Source organism: Muriicola sp. Z0-33 (genome assembly GCF_026126425.1).
In the GTDB taxonomy this organism is placed as follows: domain Bacteria; phylum Bacteroidota; class Bacteroidia; order Flavobacteriales; family Flavobacteriaceae; genus JAFMPW01.
The window spans coordinates 22,266-47,622 of sequence record NZ_JAFMPW010000012.1; the positions used below are offsets into that span (position 1 = coordinate 22,266).

General features: G+C 39.8%; 25 protein-coding genes. 7 read left to right on the forward strand and 18 right to left on the reverse strand.

The features are described from left to right. The first annotated feature begins 53 nt into the window (after positions 1-53). Together J1G40_RS15010 and J1G40_RS15015 are read left to right on the forward strand one after the other, a co-directional pair. On the forward strand, positions 54-425 hold the full coding sequence (locus J1G40_RS15010; protein WP_265243476.1) for a PUR family DNA/RNA-binding protein: 372 nt from the start codon (positions 54-56) through the stop codon (positions 423-425). 163 nt (positions 426-588) lie between these two features. Then, positions 589-3,111, forward strand: coding sequence for a M14 family metallopeptidase (locus J1G40_RS15015; RefSeq protein WP_265243477.1), 2,523 nt, complete (start codon positions 589-591; stop codon positions 3,109-3,111). Positions 3,112-3,133: 22 nt separating this feature from the next. Here J1G40_RS15015 and J1G40_RS15020 read toward each other — a convergent pair whose 3' ends face one another. Together J1G40_RS15020 and J1G40_RS15025 are read right to left on the reverse strand one after the other, a co-directional pair. After that, the gene (locus J1G40_RS15020; RefSeq protein WP_265243478.1) at positions 3,134-4,102 is read right to left on the reverse strand and encodes a 1-acyl-sn-glycerol-3-phosphate acyltransferase; all 969 of its coding nucleotides are present in this window, start codon (positions 4,100-4,102) and stop codon (positions 3,134-3,136) included. Positions 4,103-4,173: 71 nt separating this feature from the next. Further along, positions 4,174-5,115, reverse strand: coding sequence for a bile acid:sodium symporter family protein (locus tag J1G40_RS15025; protein WP_265243479.1), 942 nt, complete (start codon positions 5,113-5,115; stop codon positions 4,174-4,176). Positions 5,116-5,233: 118 nt separating this feature from the next. Here J1G40_RS15025 and J1G40_RS15030 point away from each other — a divergent pair, with 118 nt between their 5' ends. Continuing rightward, on the forward strand, positions 5,234-5,791 hold the full coding sequence (locus J1G40_RS15030) for a thioredoxin family protein (RefSeq protein ID WP_265243480.1): 558 nt from the start codon (positions 5,234-5,236) through the stop codon (positions 5,789-5,791). 218 nt (positions 5,792-6,009) lie between these two features. Here the strand turns inward: J1G40_RS15030 and J1G40_RS15035 are convergent, their stop codons facing one another. Continuing rightward, a complete protein-coding gene (locus J1G40_RS15035) occupies positions 6,010-6,555 on the reverse strand; it encodes a YfiT family bacillithiol transferase (protein ID WP_265243481.1) in 546 nt (181 codons plus the stop codon). Positions 6,556-6,690: 135 nt separating this feature from the next. Here J1G40_RS15035 and J1G40_RS15040 point away from each other — a divergent pair, with 135 nt between their 5' ends. Continuing rightward, entirely contained in the window at positions 6,691-7,329 is a 639-nt protein-coding gene (locus tag J1G40_RS15040; protein ID WP_265243482.1) for a peroxiredoxin, read from the forward strand. A gap of 51 nt (positions 7,330-7,380) precedes the next feature. Here the strand turns inward: J1G40_RS15040 and J1G40_RS15045 are convergent, their stop codons facing one another. Further along, positions 7,381-8,208, reverse strand: a complete 828-nt coding sequence (locus tag J1G40_RS15045; RefSeq protein ID WP_265243483.1) for a hypothetical protein — start codon at positions 8,206-8,208, stop codon at positions 7,381-7,383. 374 nt (positions 8,209-8,582) lie between these two features. Between J1G40_RS15045 and J1G40_RS15050 the strand changes: the two genes are divergently transcribed. Then, positions 8,583-8,777 carry a cold-shock protein gene (locus J1G40_RS15050; protein ID WP_265243484.1) on the forward strand — a complete coding sequence of 65 codons (195 nt, stop codon included), beginning with the start codon at positions 8,583-8,585 and terminating at the stop codon, positions 8,775-8,777. A gap of 555 nt (positions 8,778-9,332) precedes the next feature. On the opposite strand, the gene J1G40_RS15055 is transcribed toward J1G40_RS15050, so the two are convergent. The 3 genes from J1G40_RS15055 to J1G40_RS15065 form a co-directional block, all read right to left on the reverse strand. Continuing rightward, a complete protein-coding gene (locus tag J1G40_RS15055; protein ID WP_265243485.1) occupies positions 9,333-10,265 on the reverse strand; it encodes a peptidylprolyl isomerase in 933 nt (310 codons plus the stop codon). A 154-nt stretch (positions 10,266-10,419) separates the two neighbouring features. Next, positions 10,420-11,814, reverse strand: coding sequence for a M20/M25/M40 family metallo-hydrolase (locus J1G40_RS15060; protein ID WP_265243486.1), 1,395 nt, complete (start codon positions 11,812-11,814; stop codon positions 10,420-10,422). A gap of 2 nt (positions 11,815-11,816) precedes the next feature. After that, positions 11,817-12,695, reverse strand: coding sequence for a PPK2 family polyphosphate kinase (locus tag J1G40_RS15065; protein WP_265243487.1), 879 nt, complete (start codon positions 12,693-12,695; stop codon positions 11,817-11,819). Between the two features lie 191 nt (positions 12,696-12,886). Between J1G40_RS15065 and J1G40_RS15070 the strand changes: the two genes are divergently transcribed. Beyond that, the gene (locus tag J1G40_RS15070; protein WP_265243488.1) at positions 12,887-13,582 is read left to right on the forward strand and encodes a hypothetical protein; all 696 of its coding nucleotides are present in this window, start codon (positions 12,887-12,889) and stop codon (positions 13,580-13,582) included. A 38-nt stretch (positions 13,583-13,620) separates the two neighbouring features. On the opposite strand, the gene J1G40_RS15075 is transcribed toward J1G40_RS15070, so the two are convergent. The 10 genes from J1G40_RS15075 to J1G40_RS15120 all read right to left on the reverse strand — a co-directional run bounded on the left by J1G40_RS15075 (position 13,621) and on the right by J1G40_RS15120 (position 23,271). Next, positions 13,621-14,784 carry a sigma-54-dependent transcriptional regulator gene (locus tag J1G40_RS15075; protein ID WP_265243489.1) on the reverse strand — a complete coding sequence of 388 codons (1,164 nt, stop codon included), beginning with the start codon at positions 14,782-14,784 and terminating at the stop codon, positions 13,621-13,623. Between the two features lie 10 nt (positions 14,785-14,794). Further along, on the reverse strand, positions 14,795-15,667 hold the full coding sequence (locus J1G40_RS15080) for a DUF6268 family outer membrane beta-barrel protein (RefSeq protein ID WP_265243490.1): 873 nt from the start codon (positions 15,665-15,667) through the stop codon (positions 14,795-14,797). 1 nt (position 15,668) lies between these two features. Further along, entirely contained in the window at positions 15,669-16,565 is an 897-nt protein-coding gene (locus J1G40_RS15085) for a mechanosensitive ion channel family protein (protein WP_265243491.1), read from the reverse strand. A 1-nt stretch (position 16,566) separates the two neighbouring features. Next, positions 16,567-17,904: an ABC transporter permease gene (locus tag J1G40_RS15090; protein WP_265243492.1), complete on the reverse strand. Its 1,338-nt coding sequence runs from the start codon at positions 17,902-17,904 to the stop codon at positions 16,567-16,569. After that, positions 17,897-18,832, reverse strand: a complete 936-nt coding sequence (locus J1G40_RS15095; protein WP_265243493.1) for an ABC transporter ATP-binding protein — start codon at positions 18,830-18,832, stop codon at positions 17,897-17,899. The genes J1G40_RS15090 and J1G40_RS15095 overlap by 8 nt, the downstream gene beginning before the upstream one ends. A 364-nt stretch (positions 18,833-19,196) precedes the next feature. Further along, a complete protein-coding gene (dnaJ, locus tag J1G40_RS15100; RefSeq protein ID WP_265243494.1) occupies positions 19,197-20,312 on the reverse strand; it encodes a molecular chaperone DnaJ in 1,116 nt (371 codons plus the stop codon). A gap of 9 nt (positions 20,313-20,321) precedes the next feature. Then, a complete protein-coding gene (locus tag J1G40_RS15105) occupies positions 20,322-20,891 on the reverse strand; it encodes a nucleotide exchange factor GrpE (protein WP_265243495.1) in 570 nt (189 codons plus the stop codon). Positions 20,892-21,041: 150 nt separating this feature from the next. Next, positions 21,042-21,989, reverse strand: coding sequence for a TIGR01777 family oxidoreductase (locus tag J1G40_RS15110; RefSeq protein ID WP_265243496.1), 948 nt, complete (start codon positions 21,987-21,989; stop codon positions 21,042-21,044). A gap of 115 nt (positions 21,990-22,104) precedes the next feature. Beyond that, a complete protein-coding gene (gene mnmD, locus J1G40_RS15115) occupies positions 22,105-22,767 on the reverse strand; it encodes a tRNA (5-methylaminomethyl-2-thiouridine)(34)-methyltransferase MnmD (protein ID WP_265243497.1) in 663 nt (220 codons plus the stop codon). Then, entirely contained in the window at positions 22,768-23,271 is a 504-nt protein-coding gene (locus tag J1G40_RS15120) for a DUF4920 domain-containing protein (protein ID WP_265243498.1), read from the reverse strand. A gap of 108 nt (positions 23,272-23,379) precedes the next feature. On the opposite strand from J1G40_RS15120, the gene J1G40_RS15125 reads away from it, so the two are divergent. Beyond that, positions 23,380-24,444, forward strand: coding sequence for a branched-chain amino acid aminotransferase (locus J1G40_RS15125; protein ID WP_265243499.1), 1,065 nt, complete (start codon positions 23,380-23,382; stop codon positions 24,442-24,444). Positions 24,445-24,482: 38 nt separating this feature from the next. Here the strand turns inward: J1G40_RS15125 and J1G40_RS15130 are convergent, their stop codons facing one another. Then, a complete protein-coding gene (locus J1G40_RS15130; protein WP_265243500.1) occupies positions 24,483-24,869 on the reverse strand; it encodes a nucleoside triphosphate pyrophosphohydrolase family protein in 387 nt (128 codons plus the stop codon). Positions 24,870-25,357 lie beyond the last annotated feature (488 nt).

Sequence of the window (25,357 nt, forward strand, 5' to 3'; positions counted from 1 at the left end):
TTTTTACACTTTTGATAAGAAGTTATACACTAATCTTAACTATTATTAATAAAATGGCCGATAAAGATTTAATGGATCAGGAAGAGATATTCTCCAAGGTTTTAAGAGCCGGAAGGAGAACTTATTTTTTTGATGTCAGAAGCACAAAAGCCGGTGACTATTACCTTACGATTACGGAAAGTAAAAAGTTCACCCACGATGATGGCTCATTTCACTACAAGAAACACAAGATTTACCTTTACAAAGAAGACTTCCAGTCTTTTAGGGAAATCATGTCTGAAATGATGGATTATATCATCGATGAAAAAGGTCTGGAAGTTATTTCGGAAAGACATCAGTCCGATTTTAAAAAGGAGGAGCCAAGCTCAAACGGAGAAGCAAAATCTACCGATAGTTTTACCGATGTAGATTTCGACGATATTTAATTGTTGTTACAATTGTTAATTGACAGGCCTTTGATTTCGAAGGCCTTTTTTTATGCTTATATTTAGCCTTCTAAATGCTAAAATTAGCCTTCAGGTCTCTTGGTCTTAGTCCGGGGTTTAATTAACTTTAGCACCCTATTGAATTCAAAAAACATTTTATCCGATGAGAAAAATACTCTTGCTATTACTGGGCTTGATGTCACAATTACTACTTGCACAAGCAACGGTTGACCTCAACTATTATCTGCCGCAGCACATTACTTATAACCAGGATATTCCTAAACCCTCAGAGATCGTTGGCCATGAAGTAGGAGAATGGCATATTACCCATGATAAGCTTATGTTTTATATGCAAAGCCTGGCCAAAGCAAGCGACAGGATATCCATAGAAACCAGGGGTCATACTTTTGAGGGACGACCAATTTTACTACTTACCATCACTTCCCCAAAGAATCACAGCAATCTAGAACAGATACGAAAGGAGCATTTGTCTCTTTCAGAAAGCTCTGGCAGTTCGGCTAATATCCAATCCATGCCTATAGTAGTTTATCAGGGTTTTTCTATTCATGGCAATGAACCCAGTGGGGCCAATGCGGGTCTTGCTTATGCCTACTATCTGGCGGCAGCACAAGGTGCAGAAATTGAGGAGGTTTTGGAAAATGCTGTAATTCTGATGGACCCTTCATTTAATCCTGATGGCCTGCAACGATTTGCGTATTGGGCAAATACAAACAGGAGCATTCATCTTAATTCTGACAATAATGAGAGAGAATATCACGAAGTATGGCCTGGTGGTCGAACTAATCATTATTGGTTTGATATGAACCGCGACTGGCTGCCGGTTCAATTGCCTGAAAGCAGGGCACGTATTAAAACCTTCCACAAATGGCTTCCAAATATTCTGACAGATCATCATGAAATGGGCACCAATTCTACTTTCTTTTTTCAACCAGGGGAACCCACCAGAGTGCATCCCCTGACTCCAAAAGTAAATCAGGAACTTACTACGGAGATTGGCACCTACCACGCGAAGGCCCTCAACAAAATTGGATCGCTCTACTATTCAGAGGAAAATTATGACGACTATTATTACGGCAAAGGTTCAACTTTTCCAGATGTAAATGGAAGCATAGGCATCCTTTTTGAACAGGGAAGTTCCAGAGGACATATACAGGAAAGCGAAAACGGGACACTTACATTTCCTTTTACCATTCGTAATCAGTTCACTGCTGCCCTCTCTACTATTGAAGCTGCAAAAAACATGAGGACTAAGATTCTTGGCTATCAACGCGATTTTTATAGCAGTACAAGAAATGAAGCCGCTAAAAGCAAGACTAAGGCTATCGTTTTTGGCGACAGTAAGGATGCTGCCAGATCCTGGCATTTAGCTGAAATCTTAAAACGTCAGCACATTAAAGTCCATGAACTTGCAGCAGACACCAGACTGGGTAAAAATTCTTATACCAGAGGAAACAGTTATGTCATCCCCATGGATCAGAAGAATCACAGGATGATAAAAGCAATGTTCGAGAAACGAACCACGTTTACAGACAGTCTATTTTACGATATCTCTGCCTGGACATTTCCACTGGCATTTAATGTTGATTATTCAGAGACATCTTCTCTTGCAAATGCAGGTGCGGAAATAGATAATCTAAAGCCATTGGAAGGCAATGTGAGCCAAATGAGTAACTATGCCTACCTGTTCGAATGGCATGAATATTATAGTCCTGCAGCACTTAATAAAATAGTGGAAAATGGTTTACGGGCTAAGGTGGCCAAAAGCCGGTTTTCATTAGATGGCATTTCTTATGATTATGGCACCATAATGATACCGGTGCAAAACCAGAAAATGGATGCTGCATCACTATACAATTTTTTGAAGGAAATTGCCAGGGAAAACAATCTTCAGATAAAAGGAGTAAATACCGGGCTAACCAAAGGCATAGATTTAGGGAGTAATGAATTTGATCCGATTAAAAAGCAAAAAGTGGCCCTGCTTGTTGGAAAGGGAGTACGTTCTTATGATGCGGGTGAAATTTGGCACCTGTTCGATACCCGTTACAATATGAAGATCACAAAAATAGATACGGATTACTTTAAAAACACGGATATAAGTCAGTATACAGACATCATATTACCCAGTACAGGGCAAGCCAGCCTGGATAAGAGGGCGGCTGGGAAACTCAAAGAATGGGTCAAAGAAGGAGGAACTTTAATTGGTTATCGGGCCATAGCCAATTGGTTTGAAAAAAACGAATTCATGAAATTGAAATTTAAAAAAGATACCCTGGTTGCCAGAGATATCAGTTTTGAAGAGCGGGGAGATTTCACAGGGGCGCAGGTCACCGGAGGAGCTATTTTTGAAGCGCGCCAGGACAGGTCTCACCCTATCAATTTTGGCTATAAGAATGATAGAATTGCGTTGTTCAGAAATACAAATATTTATATAGAACCGGATAAGAACAGCTACAATAACCCTATACAGTATACCGCAAATCCATTGCAAAGTGGATATATTTCGGAGGAGAACCTGGCGATGCTAAAGAACAGTGTTCCTTTCCGGGTTCGCCGAATGGGCAAAGGAAGGGTAATACTATTTACAGACAACACCAATTTCAGGGCATTCTGGTACGGCACCAACAAATTACTTATGAATGCCATCTTCTTTGGGCAGATGATGTAAGCGCCAAATGTTGCGATTGTATTTACCTCAGTTTTATATACATCAGGTTAAAGATGAACACCAACAGTGTAAGGCCTGCGGCAGTGAGAAAAGAAAACAGCAGCGTAGCAAAGAGTACTAACAGCAAGTAGTATATCGGATAAAACAGAAATGAAAAAAGAAAGCGATAGGTACTTACAAACTCTATTTCACTTATTTTTTTCCTGACGATCCCTCTCCAGATAAGAAGGGCAGGTAAATTAAAAAGTTGAAAAAGGCCATCCCATATTTTAAAAAAAAGATTTTCATTTGTTTTGATGGGTTTGGTGGATTGTTGTGTGTTTAACCCCTCAATCAGTGCATTACAAGCTACAGGATCTAAATAATCTGGCTGTAAGCCGTCTAAAATTGATATTGTCTCTTCATAAGGGTATTGTTCCCCTACATGTGTTGTCAGTTGCGCTATGGCCGATGAAATACGGGCTCTTATTTCTTTAGAAGCAGTTCTTAAGTCCTTAGAATTGTATAACTCTTTTAAATTCAGGGCTGATCCGGCATAAAAAGCAGCGCTATCAGGGAACCCGGCGGCATTTTTGTAATTTACCCCTACGGGAAGCAATTGGATATCTATTTTGGGGTTTTTATCAAGTGTGTGAAACAAAATCCTGGTAAATCCAGTACTCAGGGGTCTGACTCTTCGCTGTATATTATGATTGGCTTCCGGAAAAATTAAAATGGATTGATTGTTCTGGAGCAAGTGCGCACAAGTCTCAAAAATCTCCTGGTTTCTACTCAGGCTATCCCTGCCATCTCGCAATCTATAAATAGGTATCATCCGTAGCAATCCAAAAAGTGCCTTGAGGAAACTATTATTAAATACGTCGGAGCGCGTTAAGAAGTATGGGGCCTTTTTGCTATATGCCGCAATAAGTAAGGCATCCATAAGTGCGTTCTGATGATTGGCCAGCAACATGGAAGCCTGATGCTCAGTGAGCACAGAAAAGCCATGCATTTTCACCTTTTTGTAGTAACAAAACAAGGCGAATTTAATCAGCTGTTTTATGCACCAATAAAGGATCTTTTTCAAACCAGTTCTTCTTTTTTTATGGATTTAGCCCCCCAAAACATTCCTATCAGCAAACCAGATACCAGGTGCCATATACCCCAAAATGCCGCTAACAGGGCCATGCCGCCGAGGCCTTCAAAAAAAGTAAATATAAGAAGAAGACCCAAGCCAGAATTCTGAATCCCGGTTTCTATGGTTATTGTCCTTGTATCCTTTCTGGAGAGGCCCAATAACCTTGAAAATGAATAACCGGTGGCAAAGGCAATGAAATTATGAATTATTACAATCCAGAAGACATACAAGACGTACTCCGCAAATATGGTCTTGTTATTATACAAGGCTATAAATATGAGAGCAAAAAAGAACAGCAAGGAACCCTTTTTAAAGAATTTTGCCAACTTTTTTGCCAATACTGGTTTAATCTGATGCACCCACATGCCTAACAAAAGAGGTACACCTAATAGCAAGGCTACGAGTTTTACCATTTCAAGCGGTGAAATGGATATCTTCTCTAAAATCTGTGCGGTAGGCTCGTAAAGGCTTCCCCAAAACCCAAGGTTTAATGGGGTCATTATTACCGCTAGAAGGGTTGCAATTGCCGTCAGACTTACAGACAAGGCCGTATTTGCTTTGGCCAGGTGGGAAATAAAATTGGAGACATTGCCCCCCGGGCAAGCGGCTACCATAAACATTCCAATAGCAAAACTCGGTAGGGGGTTTATAACAGAAACTAAAATAAAAGTAACCAGGGGCAACAGAAGAAACTGACAAATTACTCCTGCAAGCACCGGTTTTGGGTTGCTGATCAATCGCTTAAAGTCCGAAACTGATATTTCCAAGGCTATCCCGAACATCACCATGGCAAGCGCTAAATTTAGCACCCAAAGTGTTTGAGTATCAAAATTAATATGCACGCTATCTATGGCGGCATCAAGCAATTGTCTCTCCTTTAAAATCAATATTTATCAGGCCATATGTTCAGCCATACTCCCAAGATAATGAATCAAATGATAAAGCAATTAGAAGGGTGGAAATAACTTCTCTATTTACTATTATCTTTGTATAAAATTCAATACCATGGCAAGAACAGCAAGTAATATGCTTCCCCTGGGAACTTCGGCTCCAAACTTTAGTTTACCTGACACTGTTTCAGATCGGATCATGAACCTGGAAGACTCAAAAGGCAGTGCTGGCACCTTGATCATGTTTATTTGCAATCACTGTCCTTTTGTAAAACATGTCAATCAGGGTTTGGTGCAATTGGCAAAGGACTATGAGGAAAAAGGAATTGGTTTTATAGCAATTTCGAGCAATGATATAGAGAATTACCCACAAGATGGCCCGGCATTAATGAAGGTTAATGCAAAAGATGAAGGATTTACCTTCCCGTATCTCTATGATGCCACCCAGGAAGTTGCCAGGGACTACGACGCGGCTTGCACGCCAGATTTCTTTTTATTCAACAGCGAATTAAAATTGGTTTACCGTGGTCAGTTAGACGATTCCCGCCCTGGTAATGGTCTTCCCGTTACCGGCGCAGATCTAAGAAACGCTCTAGACCAAATGCTGGCGGGCATGCCCGTAGATGCTGATCAGAAGCCCAGTATAGGTTGCAATATCAAGTGGAAAATGTAAAATGAAAATGAAGCGGTAATTTTTATCAGTAGTACTGCAATAATCTGATCACTGTTTATTGATAACTGTTTACTTTATCCAGCCGCATCATCGCGCAGCCTTTTTCAATCATCCACAGGATAATCAAAAAAGATCTCGTGTTTACTGATTACTGATTACTGATTACTGATTATTGATTACTGATTATTGATTATTGATAACTGATTACTGTTTACTGTTTACCCCCAGCCTTCCCTATCCAAAAGGTTTTGAATGTGTGTATAGTGATGGTTTCCATGCCAGACATATCTTCCAATATTTTCTTCCAGTGTGCTTTCAGTATTCCCTTCGGGATGTAAAAAGGACCTTTGGAGTTCTTCCTTAGAGAGCCCTCTAAGCAGGTACACCAGTTTAGCATGCACGGCAGACAGGTGTGCCAAAGAAAGTGCTATGGGTGCCGTCCTGGTATCAAAAAGACCAGCCCATCCTTTTTCGTCATATGCCTTGATCATGGGGGTATCTTCTGTTAATGCCCATTTAAAGCGCGTATAACTATTATGATGACTGTCTGAAATATGGTGAATGGTTTGCCTGACCGTCCAGCCCCCTGGCCTGTATGGCGTATCTAACTGGTCCTCCTTTAAATCTTTGACCAAAGCTGTTAATCTGCCAGGCAATTCCTCTAATTGCACTATCCATTCCTGTAGTTGCGAATTCGTAATTTCTTCAGGAATTTCAAAATGTCCGATTGGGTAGCGAAGTGCTTCTATATTATCTATATCCATAAAACAAAAATAACGAAGTTGCCAGGAATTACTAGAGTAAAAATTAATACACTTTTAACCTTATGATAGCTACTAACCAAAATACAATCTACTACATTTGTAGGACAAGTAGATTAACTATAAAATAAGAAACGTATGGCAACAATAAGACTGGGCGATATAGCCCCAAACTTTACGGCAGACAGTTCTGTTGGAACACTGAATCTTTACGAATACCTGGGGGACGGATGGGGAATTTTATTTTCTCACCCGGCAGATTTCACTCCGGTTTGTACTACAGAATTAGGCACTGCTTCTAAGTTTAAGGAAGATTTTGATAAGCGCAATGTAAAAATGCTGGCGCTGAGTGTAGACGGTGCGGCCTCGCATAATGAATGGATCAAGGATATAAACGAAACTCAGAACACCCTGGTGAATTTCCCAATCATTGCAGATGAGGACAGAAAGGTTTCAGATCTTTATGATATGATACATCCCAATGCAGACAGCACACTAACAGTGCGTTCTGTATTCATTATTGCCCCGGACAGGACTGTGAAATTAATCATTACCTACCCTGCATCAACGGGAAGGAATTTTCATGAACTATTAAGAGTAATAGACTCTTTGCAGTTAACGGCCTATCACAAAGTTGCCACTCCAGCAAACTGGGAACATGGTCAGGATGTTGTTGTGAGTCCGTCCATACCAACGGCAGAAGCGAAAGAAATATTTGAAAAAGGCGTGGAAGAGATCAGGCCCTATCTCAGGATGACCCCTGATCCTACTGCATAAATAGCATAAAAAAAAGAGCGCCGAATTGGCGCTCTTTTACTATCTGCACTTCTAATATTTCGCCAATTCAGGGACTCTGGTATAAATTGCTTCTCCGTGTAATCCGGTGAAATATTTATTCCTCATCTCCCCCATTTTCTTTTTGCCTTCATCTGTTGACCAGTGTGCATTAAAGAGTTCGTCGTTCTTGTCGTATAGATTGTCTAAGTCGGCCATGCTATTTACATAAAAGGCTTCTACAAATTCTGTCCCATCCGCTCCGTAGAAATGAGAGTTCGGATAGTACCCCTGTATGTATTCGTTTTTATGAAGTACATTCTCTGCATACTCCTTAAAGGTGGCCATAAACTCTTCACCTGATCCATCTTGCGGGAATTTAAAATGGCTGGTTCGAAGTAAAAGTATTTCTGCATCACCTCCTCCATAGGGTTTGGCATGTTTCATGGTTGAATAAATTTCATCAGAGTGAAAGTCAGAATAATAGGCATTCCTTTTTTGAAAATATGCCTTTCTTTCCTCCTCATCGGGCCAACCTTCTTTTACCAACTCACCTGTTCTTTTTTTCGCCTCTTCAATCGCCTCCCAGGAGGCATAAGAATTTACTGCCAAAAGTTCTCTATTGTCCGGGGTAAATCTGTGCATGTATAGCCCGGAACTCATAATCAGATCATTCTTTGCTGTCACCTTATCATAATATTCCTTCTCCACAGCTTTCCAGGTATCCATATTAAAATTTGGGTTATCCATGTTCCAGTGAATGGTAGTTACGGCCACATATTTTGGCCTTGATGGGGCCTCTTCATCCTGGGCAATAACACCCGAAGAACAGAGTAATAATAATGCAGTGAACCCTGTCAATACGTACTTGTTTTTTTTCATAATTGGTTGGTTTATATGATTAAATAATAGAAAATTTAAACTCAAAATACCCATGGGCCGGGGGATTGGCTATTTATCCCATTAAATAGGTAAAGGGGGGAAGTGTATCAATTTACTTAATTTTTTTTAACAAAAAGCAAATTATTCCGATTGGTAAATTAATCTTTAAATCTTGTAAGTTTTCCCTTTCAAGAATGCCAATCCGATAGTTGAAAACATGATGAGTTGGCCTTAATGTCATACAAATTATTCCATAGAACTATTTATTCCAAACTTTCACACAACAGCTTCAAAATCAAATATTAATAGGAAAAACCATCATTTTAAATTAATATATCGTACTTTTGCACTTTATTAATATTTTAATTTTTATTATGAGTAAAGGAACAGTAAAATTCTTCAATGATTCAAAAGGTTATGGATTCATTACTGAAGAAGGATCAGACGAAGATCACTTTGTACACATTTCTGGCTTAATTGACGAAGTACGAGAAGGTGATGTTGTAGAATTTGAACTACAACAAGGAAAAAAAGGATTGAACGCCGTAAATGTGAAAGTAGTAGACTAGGTACGCAACGATTTAATTTTTTTTAGATAAACCCTGATGAAATCATCAGGGTTTTTTATTTTCCTCTACTTCGGCTTTCTCTCATTATACTTCCAATTTCGATCAATAATCTTTAACTTCGCGATGTCTGATTGGTTCATACGACAGAATTTTCCTCCTATTTTTGTAAGGCCCATCAGCTTTTCGAGCATTAAATAGTAAGCAGAAATTTACCACCCCACGGTTAGACTGATTATTAAAATGTCCCTTATGGGGTATTCTATCTTCATTATAACCAAAATACGGACGGGATGATCAGCTTTATAGGAGTTGGTGATTCTAGCGCAGTTGTTGAAATTTATGTTATTAGGTAGGGTAACTACCTAAGTAAATTGTTATAACAGTGAAGCGGTGTAATCCCCATACACGCTTTTAAATAAAATGCGATGGTAATTTTTCTTTCAATTATGATCATATTGATTGTAGCTAATTTAGTACTGTTTCTTTCTTTAGACGGTTCTAAATAAAAAACCCTTGCAAGAATACAAGGGCTTTTTGTTGTATGGTATATGCGTGTTATTTTATGCCCATCAACTCTACATCAAAGACCAGCGTTGCATTTGGAGGTATAACTCCCCCCGCTCCGGCGGCGCCATATCCTAAATGAGAAGGAATAACAAAGCGTGCTTTATCTCCCACTTTCAACAGATTAATCCCTTCATCCCAACCAGGGATAACCTGGCCAACACCTAGTTGAAAATCTATGGGTTCATTACGCTTATATGAAGAATCAAAAACCTGCCCCTCGGCCAGGGAACCTTCATAATGTACAGATACGGTCTGTCCTGATTCTGCCTGGGGACCATTCCCATTTTGAATGATCTTATATCTTAGGCCGCTTGCTGTCTTGTCAAAACCGGCTGCTATTTTATCTAATGCCGCTTCCGCCCTTTTGATCTCTTCTGCAATTCTTTTATCTCTGGAACTCTTAAATGTTTGAAATGCCTCCAGAGCATCCCAATTTTCTGCTTCGCTCCCAACCCTTACAATCTTTATGGAGGTAATTTCATCTCCCTGGGCCACAGCATCTACCACTTCCTGTCCTTGCTGTACATGTCCAAAAACAGTGTGTTTATTATCTAACCATGGCGTGGGAATATGGGTAATAAAAAATTGACTTCCATTGGTCCCCGGTCCGGCATTCGCCATAGATAATACCCCTGGTTCTGAATGAGTAAGATCCTGATGAAACTCGTCGTCGAACTTATATCCAGGATCCCCGGTTCCGGTGCCTTGTGGACAACCTCCCTGGATCATAAAATCTGGAATAACCCTGTGAAATTTTAGCCCGTCATAATAAGGTTCTCCAGCAGCACGGGATGTATTATCTTGTTTTCCTTCTGCGAGTGCTACAAAATTCCCAACCGTACCGGGAGTTTTATCATAAGTTAATTTAAGTAGTATTTCTCCCTGAGTTGTAGTAAACTTAGCGTATAATCCGTCTTCCATTTTTCTTTTTTTAATTGAGCGGCAAAGGTAGGGAAATTTAGAGAATCGCTGCCACTAAATTACCAGCCTAAAACGGCTTCAACAAAGGTCTAAGATCATCCTTGAATTCTCTTAAAGAAGTGGTTAATTAATATGAGTTCCTGCTGTGCTGCTATTATTCTGTAACCCTGCCCTGAGCTAGAACTCCATACTTGTCTATCAGATACACCAGGCTGGTCATTGCCGCTGCTCCCAACTCCAATTCCCTTTTATTGACATGCTCGAAAGTGTCATTTTCCGCATGATGATGATCAAAATAACGCTGTGAATCCGGACGTAATCCTGATAAAACAATATTCCCATTTTTCAGGGGTCCAATATCCGCACCACTGCCCCCTTTAACGAATGAGTGAACCTGATAGGGTTCAAAAAGCGGTTTCCAGGAAAGTATCCTTTGAAAATTGGCATCTGAACAATCGAAGGAAAAGCCCCTGGGGGTGAATCCGCCGGCGTCACTTTCAAGTGCAAATACATGATTTTCCCCTTGGTACTTAACTGTTTCAGCGTATTTTGTCGCGCCACGCAATCCATTTTCTTCATTCATAAAAAGCACCACCCGGATAGTGCGCTTGGGCCTATAGCCTGTACTTTTTAACAGCCGCAACACCTCCATACTTTGAACACATCCTGCACCATCATCATGAGAACCATCACCCAGGTCCCAGGAATCTAAATGTCCGCCTACTACGATAACTTCATCCGGATAAGTGGTTCCTCTGATTTCTCCAAGGACGTTATACGACCGGACTTCATCCAATTGCTTGCAATTTTGTTTAAAATAAAACTTAATTTCAGGATTTAACTGCAGGGTAGTGCTTAAAAATTCTGCTCCGTTGGTACTTATAGCTGCTGCTGGTATACGCTTATCCAATGCCGTATCACCATAGCTCATAGAACCGGTATGGGGGTAATCATCTAATCGTAAGGTCATCGACCTGACTATTATGCCAACTGCGCCGTATTTGGCAGCTTCTTCCGCCCCGGAATACCGCTGGTCCACACAACCGGAATACGCCTGAAATGTATTGATAAGTGCTGCGTCCATTGGCCTGTTATAAAAAACGATCTTACCCTCTATTTTATCACGTCCCAGTTGTTGAAGCTCATCAATACCTTTTACCTCAACGATATTTGCTTTTAGTCCTCCTAAAGGTGTAGCTACAGAACCACCCAATGCGGAAATAGGAAGATTGTTGGTTACCCCTGGGGCTGTTTCCAGATAAGCAAATTCCGGTGTTCCACGCACCCATTTTGGGACCATCACCGGCTGTAACCAAACCCGGTCTAAGCCCAGAGAATCTAATTGCTTTTTTGTATAATCAACTGCCTGCTCGGCCTGAACAGATCCTGATAATCTGCCTCCAATCTGATTGGAGAGATAATTTAACCAGTCGTAAGCCATTCCATTGGTAAGCGATGCGGTGTATATTTCTCTGATTTGTTCCTTATCATCGGTTTGTGAATATGCGGAAAATGATAAGAGTAATATTAATACGGTAATCTTCTTCATTATTATTCTTTTTCCAATTGTGCCCTGTAAGTTTCCAGATTAGCCTTTATTTCATCATCCAGTTCAGGTTCTTTGATATCTGAGTATTTTTTTAGCTCTTCCAGCAAAATTGAGGCCACAATTACACGGGCGGCCGGTTTGTTGTCTGCCGGAATTACATACCATGGAGCCCTGGCTTTTGTTGTTTTGCTGATTGCCTCTTCATAGCATTCCCGGTAGATATCCCAAAGTTTACGCTCCTTCAGGTCTCCGGGAGAAAATTTCCAATGTTTTTGTTCCAGGCGTAGCCTCCTTAACAACCGTTGCCTTTGTTCTTCCTTAGATAAATGCAAATAAAATTTGAAAATAATGGTCCCGTTCTCTACAATATGATCTTCAAAATTATTGATCTGATCATAACGTTTGTTCCAGAACTCTTTATCTATATCCTCCACCTTGTGGATCCCCGGTATATTCTCTCCAAGGATATATTCCGGGTGTACTTTTGTTACCAAAACATTTTCATAATGCGTACGGTTAAATGCACCAAATTTCCCTTTGGCCGGGAGAGCGATATAATGTCTCCAAATGTAGTCATGATCCCGTTCGAGCTCTGTGGGCACTTTAAAACTATGTACTTCCACACCGTTGACGTTGCAATCTTTAAAAACTTCGCGGATAAGGCTGTCTTTCCCGGCAGTATCCATCCCCTGCAGACAAATTAGAACCGCATACTTGCCATGAGCATAGAGTGTATTCTGGAAATCTCCAAGGTTCTTTCTAATCTCTCTTAATTCCTTTTTTAGTTCTTTCTGTGTGGACCCCAGGTCCTCAAAAGTGGCATGCTTGGATAGTTTTAGTCCGGGTTGGGCCAGATAGGCCTTACTTCTTACTTGCTTCATAGGTTGAATATAGAATAAATTGTCGGTGATTTCCTATCCACAGTTCAAAAAAATATCCGTTTACCTTTTAAAAATTGCTGTTTGACGTATTTACGCCATTTTCACCTCCGTTAATCGAAAAAATAGGGTTTAGCCCACTTTGCTATGTATCTTTACCCTGCCTAAATTTTACATAATCAACACATTACGCTATGAAAACACATCATCTACTTTTGTGTATTTCCATATTTTTCATCTTTTCCTCGTTTGATGACAACAAGGCATGTGAATATGCAGGCTCCAATATTGGCTATGTCAGGTCACAAACTCAGAAAGCTTTGGAGGCCGAAAATATTAATTCTTCCAGGTTCTATGCTTACAAGGCACTAAATGCCATTGTTAAGTCTAAAAAGCAATTTGAAGACTGTGGTTGCGACGCTGCTTTGAAAAGTATTTATAAAGGACTTGATAATCTAAAACTGGCTACCAGAGTGGCATCTCTTGACGGCACAAAGATCTTATTGAACCGGGCATTGGAAAATACTCTAATAAGCCTGGATGAGCTAGATGAGCACGAACTTATGCACAATAGCGAATATTCTAATGACCTCCTGGCTATAAATACCACAGACGCTGTGAAAGCCAAATTAAGTATGAAACAACCTCGGGGTAAACTTCTTGAAGAAAAAATTGATAGGTCACTAATTAATTTTCAAAATTCCCTGGATGAAGTTGTTCGATCTGTAGAATGCAAAGAAGCATATGCATTTGCAAACAGAATTTTCAATCATTGCGAGCAGCAGTTACTTAAGCCAGATCTTACAGAGGCCAAGAAATACTATAATCTCAGGACAAAAGAAATTACGGCTGAAGCGCTAAAGAAATTACAGCACTGCGCACAAAAATAAACGGCATTGTTTATGCATACTCGCCCTGTAAATCCAGTCTATTTACTGGCGAATAGTTTTACATCATCTTCAGAGACTTCCGCATTACCAAGAATAATGAGTCTTTCAACTACATTGCGCAACTCCCTGATATTTCCTGTCCAGTCATAGCTTTTTAACAAAGTGATGGCCTTTTTCGAAAATTTCTTCTGAACCGTTCCTTGTTCGGCCGCTATTTTTTTGGCAAAGTGTTCTATAAGGATAGGGATATCGTCTCTTCTGTCATTTAATGCAGGAACTTTGATCAGTATTACAGCCAGACGGTGATACAAATCTTCTCTGAATCTTCCCTCGGCAATCTCCTTGCTTAAATCTTTATTGGTGGCAGCTACCACCCTGACATCCACTTTTATGTCTTTATCAGTACCTACACGCGAAATTTTATTTTCCTGAAGGGCTCTTAATACTTTGGCCTGGGCCGAAAGGCTCATATCTCCAATCTCATCCAGAAATATAGTCCCCTTATTAGCGGCTTCAAACTTACCAGCCCTGTCGCGAACCGCCGAAGTAAATGCCCCTTTAACATGTCCGAAAAGCTCACTTTCTATGAGTTCGGAAGGAATTGCAGCACAATTTACCTCTATAAACGGCCCACTGCTGCGTTCGCTTTTTTGATGAATCCAATGCGCCACCAACTCTTTTCCAGTACCATTAGAACCAGTAATGAGTACTCTGGCATCAGTTGGCGCTACTTTGTCAATTATATCCTTAATATCGCCAATGGCCTTGCTTTCACCTACCATTTCATAATTCTTACTCACCTTCTTCTTAAGAATGGTATTCTCAACAACCAGCTCCTTGCGGTCCAAAGCATTACGTACGGTGGTAAGCAGCCTGTTCAGGTCTGGCGGTTTGGAAATATAGTCAAAAGCACCAAGCCTCATAGTGTTTACTGCGGTATCCAGATCTCCATGACCGGAGATCATTATAAAAGGAATTTCCGGTTTTAATTTTCGAGCGGCCTGGAGCACTTCAACTCCATCCATTTTTGGCATCTTAATATCACAAAGCGCAAGATCATAGTCGTTCTTTTTAATCATGTCCAGTCCCCTACTCCCGTCTTCGGCTTCTTCTACTACATAGGTATCATTTTCTTCACTAAGGATCTTAACCAAAACCCTTCTGATAGCGGATTCATCTTCAATTACTAAAATTTTAGACATATGTTTCTCTTTAAAAAATTGCAATTTTAAAACCTGTTTTAAAGTACAGGCTACCTTCTTCGCTCAAGATAAAAACATTATTCCTTTTATCATCGCGTAATAATCCTTTTCGGCTCAGGGTAAATCCTGCAAGACCGTAAAACGACATGCTCTTAGTTATGTTATATTGGTAACCAAAAGCGCCCACCAGTGCCGAAAGTGATATGGACGAACCTATTTCATCATCCGGTAATAAAATATCATTTTGGGCATTTACAAAATACCCATCCAATAATAGTGCCGTTTGTAAAGTGTGCCTTTTATTTATGTGATATTTAAAATTCATTCTGGGGATACCCAGGGTATAAGACCAGTTGGGGTGAAACCTTTTATAATAGCTAATTAATGGAAGCGGTACCGGCAGCCCTGTTGTACTGTTATAGGTTAGTCCTAAGATCAGTCTAAACGGCTTTTCTATATCCTTTCTTTCTTTCCAGAGGGTAGCTGTGAGGTTTAACCTTAAATCGTCTATAGTAATACTCTCCACAAGATTTGAGGCTATCCTTGGGCTTACAATTCCGACAAATCGCCAATTATCATTCCATTTGGTAATGTAACCCAGATTAAGGTCTATAATATGCAAGGTGTTTAATTCCTCTAGATCAAATGGAAGTGCTGCAGAACTATCAAAATCTATTAGATTGTATTCCGCCCCTGTAACCAGATATTTATCTGTTTTTAGTTTAAATGGAATATTTACCAGAAAACGATAACGGGCGACATCTATATCGGTTGTGGTTTTAGGCAGTACCGTATACTCTGCCCGAAGTATATCTGTACTTTGGGAGAAGCAGAAGAAACCAAACAGAAGATTTATATAAAGAAAATGGGTCTTTTTCAACATATTACCCCTCCTGAACGTTTGGTGCAGTTATTATATTGCTATGTTTAATAGGTTGTGATGCATATAAATGCACATCTCTCTGCGGAAAAGGAATAGTAACGTTGTTTTTACGGAATTCGGCATCTATCATATACCGAATATTGCTTTTTATTTTTGGGTCTAAAAAACTATCCGTTATATAAAAATGAACGGAAAACTGCAGTGCTGAATCCCCGAAATCATCGAAGAGAACAAAAGGTTTCGGGCTTTTTAAAACACCATCATGACTGTCAACACATTGCATCAGAATATCTGTAACCAAATGTACATCACTGCCATAGGCCACTCCTACTCTAATGGCCTCTCTTGTGGTATTATGATTCTGTGTATAGTTATAAATAGAATCTGTCAGGAATATGTGGTTTGGAATTACAATCACCTTGTCATCTCTAGTAATTGCCCTGGTGGTTCTTAATCTTATTTCAAATACCCGTCCTACCTTATTATCTACTTCTATAATATCCCCTACATGCAACGACTGATCCATGATCATCATTATCCCCGAGATGATATCCTGGAATAAATACTGCAGGGCAAAACCGATACCAACAAACAAGGCTGCCGAGGCAGTGAGTAAAACGGTTAAATTTACTCCCGAGGAATGTAAAACTGTTATAACAATTAATATATATAACAGGTATTTAAAAAAGCCAAAAATACTTACGAATTTATTCTTGTCTTCCACCGGTAATTTGGCAGTTACCAGTTTATGGATCAACTTTAACAGGTAAGTAGTTACAATTAATGCAACTATCACTGCTAACAGGGTGCCTACAGTAATATCTATATTTTCACTATCAAAAATGTTATAAGACAAAAACTTCTTAATGGAGCTAAGGATATTCTGTAATTTTTCCATATTAATATTTTAGCCATTTAAACAATTCTCTGTAAGTGGGTTTTTTGCCGTACATCAATATCCCAACTCGGTATATTTTGGCAGCGAGCCAGACAATTCCTATAAAGGTAATGATCAAAACAGCAATGGAGGTAAGTAATTGCCAAATGGGAACCCCTCCCTCGCCTATTCCGCCGGGAAGACGCATCAACATCACAATGGGGGAGGTTAGCGGGAATAAAGAGAACCCAACCGCTATAGGGCCATGTGGATTGCTAAAAACAGAAAAGAAACCAACGTAAATGGCAAGCATTAAAGGTAGAATTATCGGAAAAATAAATTGCTGCGTATCTGTTTCATTATCAACAGCAGCACCAATGGCTGCGTAAATCGAGCTATAGATCAAATAACCCAGAAGAAAGTACACCACAAAAAAACTAATGAGCATCAGCCACGGTATTTTATAGAGTTCTTCTGCATATAGCTGCATGGTATCCGTAGCAGCAGGAGTTGCCGTCATCTGTGCAACAGTATCAGAAGGTAGAGTAGCCGCCTCACTAAGCCCGGAGGGGTCTACCCCAAAACTGTATACCACTACTAGCAGCAGCAGTGAGGCAGAAATAATCCAAATTCCAAATTGCGTTATGCCCGCCAGGGAAGTGCCTATGATCTTTCCCAGCATCAATTGAAAAGGCTTTACAGATGAAATAATTACTTCAATAATTCTGCTGGTCTTCTCTTCAATAACACTTCGCATTACAAAGCCGCCATATATAATTATGAACATCATAATGAGGTAGCCAAAACTACCCCCGATGATTGCCTTTATTTCATTGAGTCCTTTGAGATTTTGCTCTCCTGCAAAGGTTGCGGTCTTAATTTCAAATTTATTGTCAATGGCCGCGTACTCTTCTGCGGTGACCCCAAGATCTATAAGCTTGCGTTGACGAAGGCGCTCCTGAAATATATCTTCTAATTTATCTACAATCGCGGTACTGGGAGCTTCTTTAGTATAGAAAAAGGCGTTTCCGGCCACGCGTTCCAGCTCACTATTGTCAGGAATATGTAACAGCCCGTAAAAACCTGAACTAAGGGTAGAATCTCTAGCTTCCTCGATAGATATACCTTTAAAATTGATATAGGCAGTGCTTTCCGTAGTTGCGAAATCTGTACTGAAATAATCGCTTTGGTTCAATACGGCAATTATTCTTATTTCACTATCGTTGATCTTGGTCAGATAAGCTATGAGCACAATCATCCCTACCATAAGGATGGGACTCAAAAATGTCATAATGACAAACGATTTATTCCTGACCTTGGCCAGGTATTCTCGTTTTATGATAAGTCCTAATTTATTCATCTGTACTTTTTGTTTGAACCGTTTGAATAAAAATATCGTTGGCCGATGGTATGGTCTCTATAAAACTGTGCACCTTGGCTTTCTCAGATACATAGGTCAGAAATTCCCTGGAATCCTCAGATGGAAGCTGTACCAGAAAATCTATTTGTTGATCCATCCGATCCATAACCGCCTCCGTGACCAAAAACTTATCCGACAGCTCCGCGATAAAACGCTCCCTGCCCTCTACCTCTAACCCTACTTTATAAATATTGTTTTTGTATTGATTTTTAATGTCAGAAAGTTTCCCGTCAAGTATTTTCTCGGCATTGTGCAAAAGGGCAATATGCTCACATAGCTCTTCAACACTTTCCATACGATGGGTAGAAAATATGATAGAGGCGCCATCATTTTTAAGGTTGATTATCTCGTCTTTAATAATATTGGCATTAATAGGATCGAAACCGCTGAATGGCTCATCAAATATGAGCAGTTTTGGCTGATGTAATACAGTGACGATGAATTGGATCTTTTGGGCCATCCCCTTAGATAATTCCTGTACTTTCTTATTCCACCAATCTCCAATTTCTAATTTTTCGAACCAATATTTAAGCCTTTTTTTGGCTTCCACCTTACTCAGCCCTTTTAGCTGCGCCAGATAAAGTGCCTGTTCCCCAACCTTCATGCTTTTATAAAGCCCTCTTTCTTCAGGTAAGTATCCAATCATGGCGATATGATGAGGCTGTAAAAGTTCCCCATCAAAAAATACCTGTCCGTTGTCCGGATATGTAATTTGATTGATGATCCTGATAAGTGTGGTCTTTCCGGCTCCATTCGGACCTAAGAGCCCATAAATACTGTTTTTCGGGATTTCCAGGGATACCTTGTTAAGTGCAGTATGTTCCCCAAATTTTTTGGTTACCTCTTTTGCGACCAAAATAGTGTTCATGCAGGCATTTTCGGCAAAGATATAGAAATGCCCCCATAAAATTTTGGGTATTTGTATTTTGTACACCAGAGAGGCATTTAATTCTTCTGCAGTAAATGAACATTAGGGCAATTAGCCGGAAAAGAATATGCTGTCTACATCGTTAAATCCATTCTCAAAAATCCCTTTCCGTTCATCGGGAATTACAAAAAATACTTCTTTAATTAAGGGTTGCACAAGCGTAGCATAACCCTATTAAAGCAAAACCCATCCTTAAAAAAGATTAAGGATGGGAAAAAAATTGCTATGAAAAAGAAAATTAATATTGGTTGCCCAATATTAAATCAAATATACGTTTTTTATTTAAAAGGCAAATTTTAATTCGTTAAGAGAACATATCCTTAACCTTTTCAAAGAAGGATTTGTCAGATTTTTCCGGTTTTGGCTCAAAATTCTCATTATTATGCATTTTTTCAAAGAATTCTCGCTGTTCCTTATTCAATTCCTTCGGGGTCCAGACATTTACATGTACTAATAAATCGCCACTGCCATATCCATTAATACTGGAGATACCTTTGCCCCTTAAGCGTAATATTTTACCAGACTGTATTCCCGATTCCAATTTAATCCGGACTTTACCTGTTACCGCATCTATTTCTTTAGAGGTCCCCAGGACAGCTTCAGAAATACTGATATAGAGATCATAATGGAGGTTATCTCCTTCGCGTTTTAATGTAGGGTGTTCCAGCGTCTCAATAGCTACCAACAAATCACCGGAAACACCATTACCAGGAGCTTCATTTCCTTTTCCAGAAACTTTTAGCTGCATCCCTTCTTCTACGCCAGCCGGAATTTTTATTGCCACCGTCTCTTCGGCAACCTTTAATCCCTGCCCATCGGCATCTGAAGGACGTTTATCTATCATCTGGCCACTACCTCCGCAACTACTACAGGTAGCTGCTGTCTGCATTCTGCCCAGAATAGTATTTGTGATTTTGGTGACCTGTCCCTGCCCATTACAGGTGCTACAGGTTTTGTATGTTACCCCGTCTGCCTGAACTTTCCTTTTAACCTTGACTTTCTTTTCAACTCCATGGGCTACCTCTTCTAAAGTGAGTTGTACCCGAATCCTGAGGTTACTCCCCTTAACTCTTCGTTGGCCGCCACCTCCAAAACCACCAAAGCCACTAAAACCACCTCCAAAAGCACTGCCAAAAATATCTCCGAACTGACTAAATATGTCTTCCATATTCATACTTCCACCACCAAAGCCGCCACCTTCAAAGGCCGCATGCCCAAATTGGTCATAACGCGCTTTTTTATCAGGGTCGCTTAGCACTTCATAGGCCTCTGCCGCTTTTTTGAAAAGCTCTTCTGACTTACTGTCGCCTGGATTTTTATCCGGGTGATGCTCAATGGCCTTTTTGCGGTATGCCTTTTTTATTTCCGCTGCGGAGGCATTCTTGTCAATTCCTAATATTTCATAATAATCCTGCTTCATCGCAATATTTTAATTTCCTACAACCACCTTTGGGTGCCTGATGATCTTATCTCCCAGTTTAAAACCTTTCTCAACTACATCAATAATTTTCCCTTTGAGCTTTTTGTTAGGCGCGGGAATTTGGGTAATCGCATCGTGTACTTCGGCATCAAAAGTATCGCCAGCCTTAATTTTTATCTCTTCTAATCCTTTAGATTTCAGCGTCTCCTTTAACTTATTTCTAATGAGTTCTACCCCCGTGTACATTTCCTTATCCTCTGATTTAGAAATCTCCAGCAGGGCACGGTCAAAATCGTCCATTACCGGTAAGAGAGAGACAATTACTTCCTGGCCAGCTGTTTTAAAGAGTTCCATCCTCTCTTTTGAGGTCCGTTTTTTAAAATTTTCGAACTCCGCAAAAAGTCTTAGAAATCTGTCCTTTTCTTTGGCAAGATCTTCTTTTAATTGCTCTTCTTCTGTAATCGTATTCATTTCCTCTCCATTATCATCAACTTCTGCTTCTTCCTGACTCAAATCATTAGTATCAACTTGCTGATCTAAAATTTCATCTGCAGTGGATGCTTTATCTTTTTTACTCATTTAGTATCACTTTTTAAAACCTGGAATTAGGATGGCAAAAGTACTGCCAATTCTTTAGAAATGTCAAAATGTCACAAAAAAAGATCCCATCGGGGTTCGTAGGATCAATAATTAGGAACAATGAAGTGCAATACCGCCTAAAAAAGGTTATTAATTGATTAAAGGATCAATATTTTCCTGTTTCTCTTCTTTACCGTAGATATGCTGCAATGCACCATTTATGTTTTGGTAATCAAAGTCGAATCCGGCTTTTTCAATTTTCTTGCTACTCACGCGTTGACTGGCAAAGAGGAGATAAGACATTTCACCAAGAACTATTTTCAACAAGAATTTTGGCACATTCGGGAAAATCAGGGGTTTTTCAAGTACGGTAGCAATTTCCTTTACCAGCTTGGCATTGGTTACCGGATTTGGTGCTACCCCATTAAATGTTCCCTCAAGATTGTGTTCTATTACAAAGAGAAACATTCTGGCCAAATCATCGATATGTATCCAGGATTGCCATTGCATTCCCGATCCAATTGGAGCTCCTATATAATTGCGAATTGGTTTTGCCATTTGGGGCAATGCGCCTCCAAATTTGGAAAGTACTAACCCAACCCTGATTTGTGCCACATTAATGTTTAGTGCCTGGAACCTGCCTATTTCATTTTCCCAGGCTTCCACTACTTCACCCAGAAAACTATTATCAACTTCCATTTCCTTTTCGGTAAAGTAGTTTATAAGCGAATCTGGGTAACGACCAATAGCAGAGGCAGATACAAAAGTTGTTATTGTGCTCCTGTCTGTACTCTCCAAACCTTTATACAATGTTCTCAGGCTATTAATTCGGCTATTTAGAATTACTTTTTTATTTGCCCTGGACCATCTTTTAGAAATACTGGCACCCGCCAGGTTAACAATTGCGCTAACGCCATTAAAGCAATCCCCATTTATCTGACCTTCTTCAGGGTTCCAGTAAAACCCCTGCTGCCCTTTAATTGAGATAATTTTATTCTTGTTTGTAGTAAGGTAATTGACATCTATATTTCTGGATCGGCACAACGCTGCTAATGCCGTACCCACCAATCCTGTTGCCCCGGTAATCAAGATCTTCATCGCTCATTTTTTGTAAAGATATTGGTTTTGAAGAGAGCCCGATACAGGTTTAATTTAGCTTTAACACTCTAAAGACCATTAAGCCCATCAGAGGTTTAAAGCACGCTTGTATAAATCAGGGTTTAGTGGCCCTGAGCATCTCCCGTTTACCGGGAGGCCCCGGAAGTCTTTCTACTTCAAATCCTACTGCGAGCATAGCTCTGCGAACGCTACCCTTTGCCGCGTAGGTTACCAGTACTCCCTGGGGACATAGGGCATTATACATCTTCTGAAATATTAATTCTGTCCACAATTCTGGCTGTACCCTTGCCCCAAAAGCGTCAAAATAAATGAGATTAAACTTATCCTTGTCCTGTATCTCTCTAAAGTCTGTTTGCCTTTTTAAAAGACCAAAATAGTCTGAAATACTGCAGGGCTTCTCCCAGGGACAGCTGTGCATTTTATCAAATTGATGTTGTTGATCCTCAGCATGAAGTAACTTAGAATAATTCAGCTGCCCTAATTCCTCAGGCAATACGGGATAGGCTTCTATACCTACATAATCTATATGAAGTTTTCTTTTCCGGGCTTCGAGCAAAGTAATAAAGGCATTTAAGCCGGTACCAAAACCCATTTCTAATATGGATAACTGCTTTTTATTAATTGCAGACAGTCCATGGTCTATAAAAACATGATAGGCTTCCTGAATAGCACCATGTTTAGAATGGTAATGCTCATCCCAATCTACTATATGAATGGTGGTTGAACCGTCTTTTGTAGTAATGATTTCCCTTTTCACCTAATTCAGGATCAACAGGCCGTCTGCTTCAAAACCAAAAGTTTTTTTCGGCGCGGTAATTTGGGCAATTTCCTCATCAGATTTCCCTGCATCTTTGGCATAATGTCTTTGGTCCTCAACACTCATTTCCTCAACAAATGCGAGGCCATTTAATACTACTTCTTTCCCCGCAATATCTTTAGGGACAAAGAACCCATAGTCCTTAAATCTTACCATGGTTTCCTGCCCGTCCTCTAACTGCACTTTCATCCAACATCCTTTTGCCTGACAAACCTCTATAACTTCGGCTTTAAACTTAGTTTTCAATGTATCCGATACCTGAAGCCCTTTGTACGTATCGGTCATTGCAACCGATAGTTGTGCTCCCGAATCATCAATCTGCTTTCCTACTGCAGTATATTTCACGGCAACAGGCTTATCTTCAATAGTCTTATCGGCTTTTACCTCTGGTTTACAGCTAACCAACACTACTAAAAACACAAGGAATATGTTAAAACTCTTCATAATTGACAATAATTTTTATTCTTATACAAAACTGGTGATTTTTGAAGAGAAAAAGAAGTCTACCCTAGTGATAATTGTTTAATTTTATTCCTGAAAATCGGATGATAAATGAACACCACAGTTAATAATATTGTTGTACATAAGGCAAAATCCTCCAAAATAGATAAGGTAGATTTTGAAAACCTGGCTTTTGGAAAAGTTTTTACAGACCATATGTTGGTTTGCAACTATAAAAACGGACAATGGGAAGCACCACAAATAATGCCCTATCAACCCATTACCCTGGATCCTTCAGCTAAGATATTTCATTATGGCCAATCTGTTTTTGAGGGTATGAAGGCATACAAGGATGAGGAAGATAACATTTGGTTATTTCGCCCATTAGAAAATCAGAAACGTCTTAATATTTCTGCTAAAAGAATTGCAATTCCTGAACTTCCGGAAGAATACTTCATGGAGGGTTTAAAGACTTTGTTGCAGCTAGACGAGCAATGGATTCCGACCACTGCCGGGAGTTCCCTTTACATTAGACCTTTTATATTTGCATCTGGTGAGGGATTCCACGCTTCTCCTGCTGACGAATATACATTTGTAATTGCCTGCGCTCCTTCAGGAGCTTACTTTTCAGGTAAGGTTAGGGTACTGATAGAAGAGCATTATTCCAGATCCGCCAATGGTGGTGTTGGCTATGCAAAGGCCGGTGGTAATTATGCTGGTCAGTTCTACCCTACACAGTTAGCTGCTGAAAAAGGGTATAATCAGGTAATTTGGACCGATGACAATAAGCATGAATATATAGAAGAGGCGGGGGCCATGAATATATTTATCCGAATAGATGACACCCTGATCACAGGACCTACCAGCGACAGAATTTTAGATGGGATAACCCGAAAGAGTATTCTGGAAATTGCCAGGGACGAAGGTATTAAAACAGAGGTGCGGAAAATAACGGTATCAGAATTGGTTGAGGCGGCGAAATCCGGAAGGCTAAAGGAAATGTTTGGGGCTGGTACGGCGGCTGTGGTATCACCAATAAGTGCCTTTGGTTACAGAGGCACAGATTATGATCTGCCTGAATTGGGAAGCAGTTATGCCGAGCTGCTAAAAAAACGAATTACAGACATACAATACAACAGGGCTGAAGATCCGTTTGGATGGAGGTATAAGGTGTGAATTTAAAAGTAGCGGCTAACCCTGCTGACATTTTTCTGTTACTTATCCAGAATGGCCTTAATATCGGGCTTAAAATAGGAGGGGCCTTTAAGGACCTTGCCATCATCTCTGTAGATGGGCATCCCGTCTATACCTAGTTTGCTCATATTACTGCGCTGAATTTCTTCAAAAACTTCTTCTATTTTATACTGCATTCCATGTTCAAGTATTGTTCCGCATAGGATATACAACATATCTCCAAGAGCATCTGCTACTTCAACAATATCATCGTTCTCTGCCGCCTCGAAGTATTCCTTATTTTCCTCATCCATCAGATTAAAGCGCAATCTGTTTTTGGACATCCCTAGGTTCGCTTTAGGGCTATTTGATACGCCTAAGCCAAAAGCATTGTGAAATTCTTTTACCGCGTCAATTTTACTTTTCATTTCCTCCGTTTTAGATTAGCTTTGCGCAAAAGTAATAATATGTTTAGCACAGGACAACTTGTATTTGCGTCGCTTTTTGTTATCGTTTTTGCAATTATCATCTTCCTGACATACAAAAGGGACAAGAAACTTCACAACAAAAATTATAAAGGTGTAAAATGGATTGGACTATTCTTTATTACATTCGTAATTATTCTATTTATTATCAAATATCTACTCAAGAATTAGCCTGAAAAATTGCTTTAACCACAAAAGTTGAGGGGTTGACAACATTATTCTGGTTTCTCACGTATAATATAAGAAAAGACGTAATTTTGCGTTGTAATGTTAAATAAATCCGGTCAATGGCATCTTTTCTCGTTATACTTTTAGCTTTAATTATTGCAAATGCAGCACTTTTAATTTTCAGCGCTGTAGATAAAAGTCGGAATATGAACTAGGCTGCGACCAGTTCCCGGGGCAATACACATATTGGACATCTCCAATTC

Coding starts and splice junctions, on each gene's coding strand:
- J1G40_RS15010 (WP_265243476.1), top strand. CDS start 54: ATGGCCGATAAAGATTTAATGGATCAGGAAGAGATATTCTCCAAGGTT.
- J1G40_RS15015 (WP_265243477.1), top strand. CDS start 589: ATGAGAAAAATACTCTTGCTATTACTGGGCTTGATGTCACAATTACTA.
- J1G40_RS15020 (WP_265243478.1), bottom strand. CDS start 4,102: ATGCATGGCTTTTCTGTGCTCACTGAGCATCAGGCTTCCATGTTGCTG.
- J1G40_RS15030 (WP_265243480.1), top strand. CDS start 5,234: ATGGCAAGAACAGCAAGTAATATGCTTCCCCTGGGAACTTCGGCTCCA.
- J1G40_RS15035 (WP_265243481.1), bottom strand. CDS start 6,555: ATGGATATAGATAATATAGAAGCACTTCGCTACCCAATCGGACATTTT.
- J1G40_RS15040 (WP_265243482.1), top strand. CDS start 6,691: ATGGCAACAATAAGACTGGGCGATATAGCCCCAAACTTTACGGCAGAC.
- J1G40_RS15045 (WP_265243483.1), bottom strand. CDS start 8,208: ATGAAAAAAAACAAGTACGTATTGACAGGGTTCACTGCATTATTATTA.
- J1G40_RS15050 (WP_265243484.1), top strand. CDS start 8,583: ATGAGTAAAGGAACAGTAAAATTCTTCAATGATTCAAAAGGTTATGGA.
- J1G40_RS15055 (WP_265243485.1), bottom strand. CDS start 10,265: ATGGAAGACGGATTATACGCTAAGTTTACTACAACTCAGGGAGAAATA.
- J1G40_RS15060 (WP_265243486.1), bottom strand. CDS start 11,814: ATGAAGAAGATTACCGTATTAATATTACTCTTATCATTTTCCGCATAT.
- J1G40_RS15065 (WP_265243487.1), bottom strand. CDS start 12,695: ATGAAGCAAGTAAGAAGTAAGGCCTATCTGGCCCAACCCGGACTAAAA.
- J1G40_RS15070 (WP_265243488.1), top strand. CDS start 12,887: ATGAAAACACATCATCTACTTTTGTGTATTTCCATATTTTTCATCTTT.
- J1G40_RS15075 (WP_265243489.1), bottom strand. CDS start 14,784: ATGTCTAAAATTTTAGTAATTGAAGATGAATCCGCTATCAGAAGGGTT.
- J1G40_RS15080 (WP_265243490.1), bottom strand. CDS start 15,667: ATGTTGAAAAAGACCCATTTTCTTTATATAAATCTTCTGTTTGGTTTC.
- J1G40_RS15085 (WP_265243491.1), bottom strand. CDS start 16,565: ATGGAAAAATTACAGAATATCCTTAGCTCCATTAAGAAGTTTTTGTCT.
- J1G40_RS15090 (WP_265243492.1), bottom strand. CDS start 17,904: ATGAATAAATTAGGACTTATCATAAAACGAGAATACCTGGCCAAGGTC.
- J1G40_RS15095 (WP_265243493.1), bottom strand. CDS start 18,832: ATGAACACTATTTTGGTCGCAAAAGAGGTAACCAAAAAATTTGGGGAA.
- dnaJ (WP_265243494.1), bottom strand. CDS start 20,312: ATGAAGCAGGATTATTATGAAATATTAGGAATTGACAAGAATGCCTCC.
- J1G40_RS15105 (WP_265243495.1), bottom strand. CDS start 20,891: ATGAGTAAAAAAGATAAAGCATCCACTGCAGATGAAATTTTAGATCAG.
- J1G40_RS15110 (WP_265243496.1), bottom strand. CDS start 21,989: ATGAAGATCTTGATTACCGGGGCAACAGGATTGGTGGGTACGGCATTA.
- J1G40_RS15120 (WP_265243498.1), bottom strand. CDS start 23,271: ATGAAGAGTTTTAACATATTCCTTGTGTTTTTAGTAGTGTTGGTTAGC.
- J1G40_RS15125 (WP_265243499.1), top strand. CDS start 23,380: ATGAACACCACAGTTAATAATATTGTTGTACATAAGGCAAAATCCTCC.
- J1G40_RS15130 (WP_265243500.1), bottom strand. CDS start 24,869: ATGAAAAGTAAAATTGACGCGGTAAAAGAATTTCACAATGCTTTTGGC.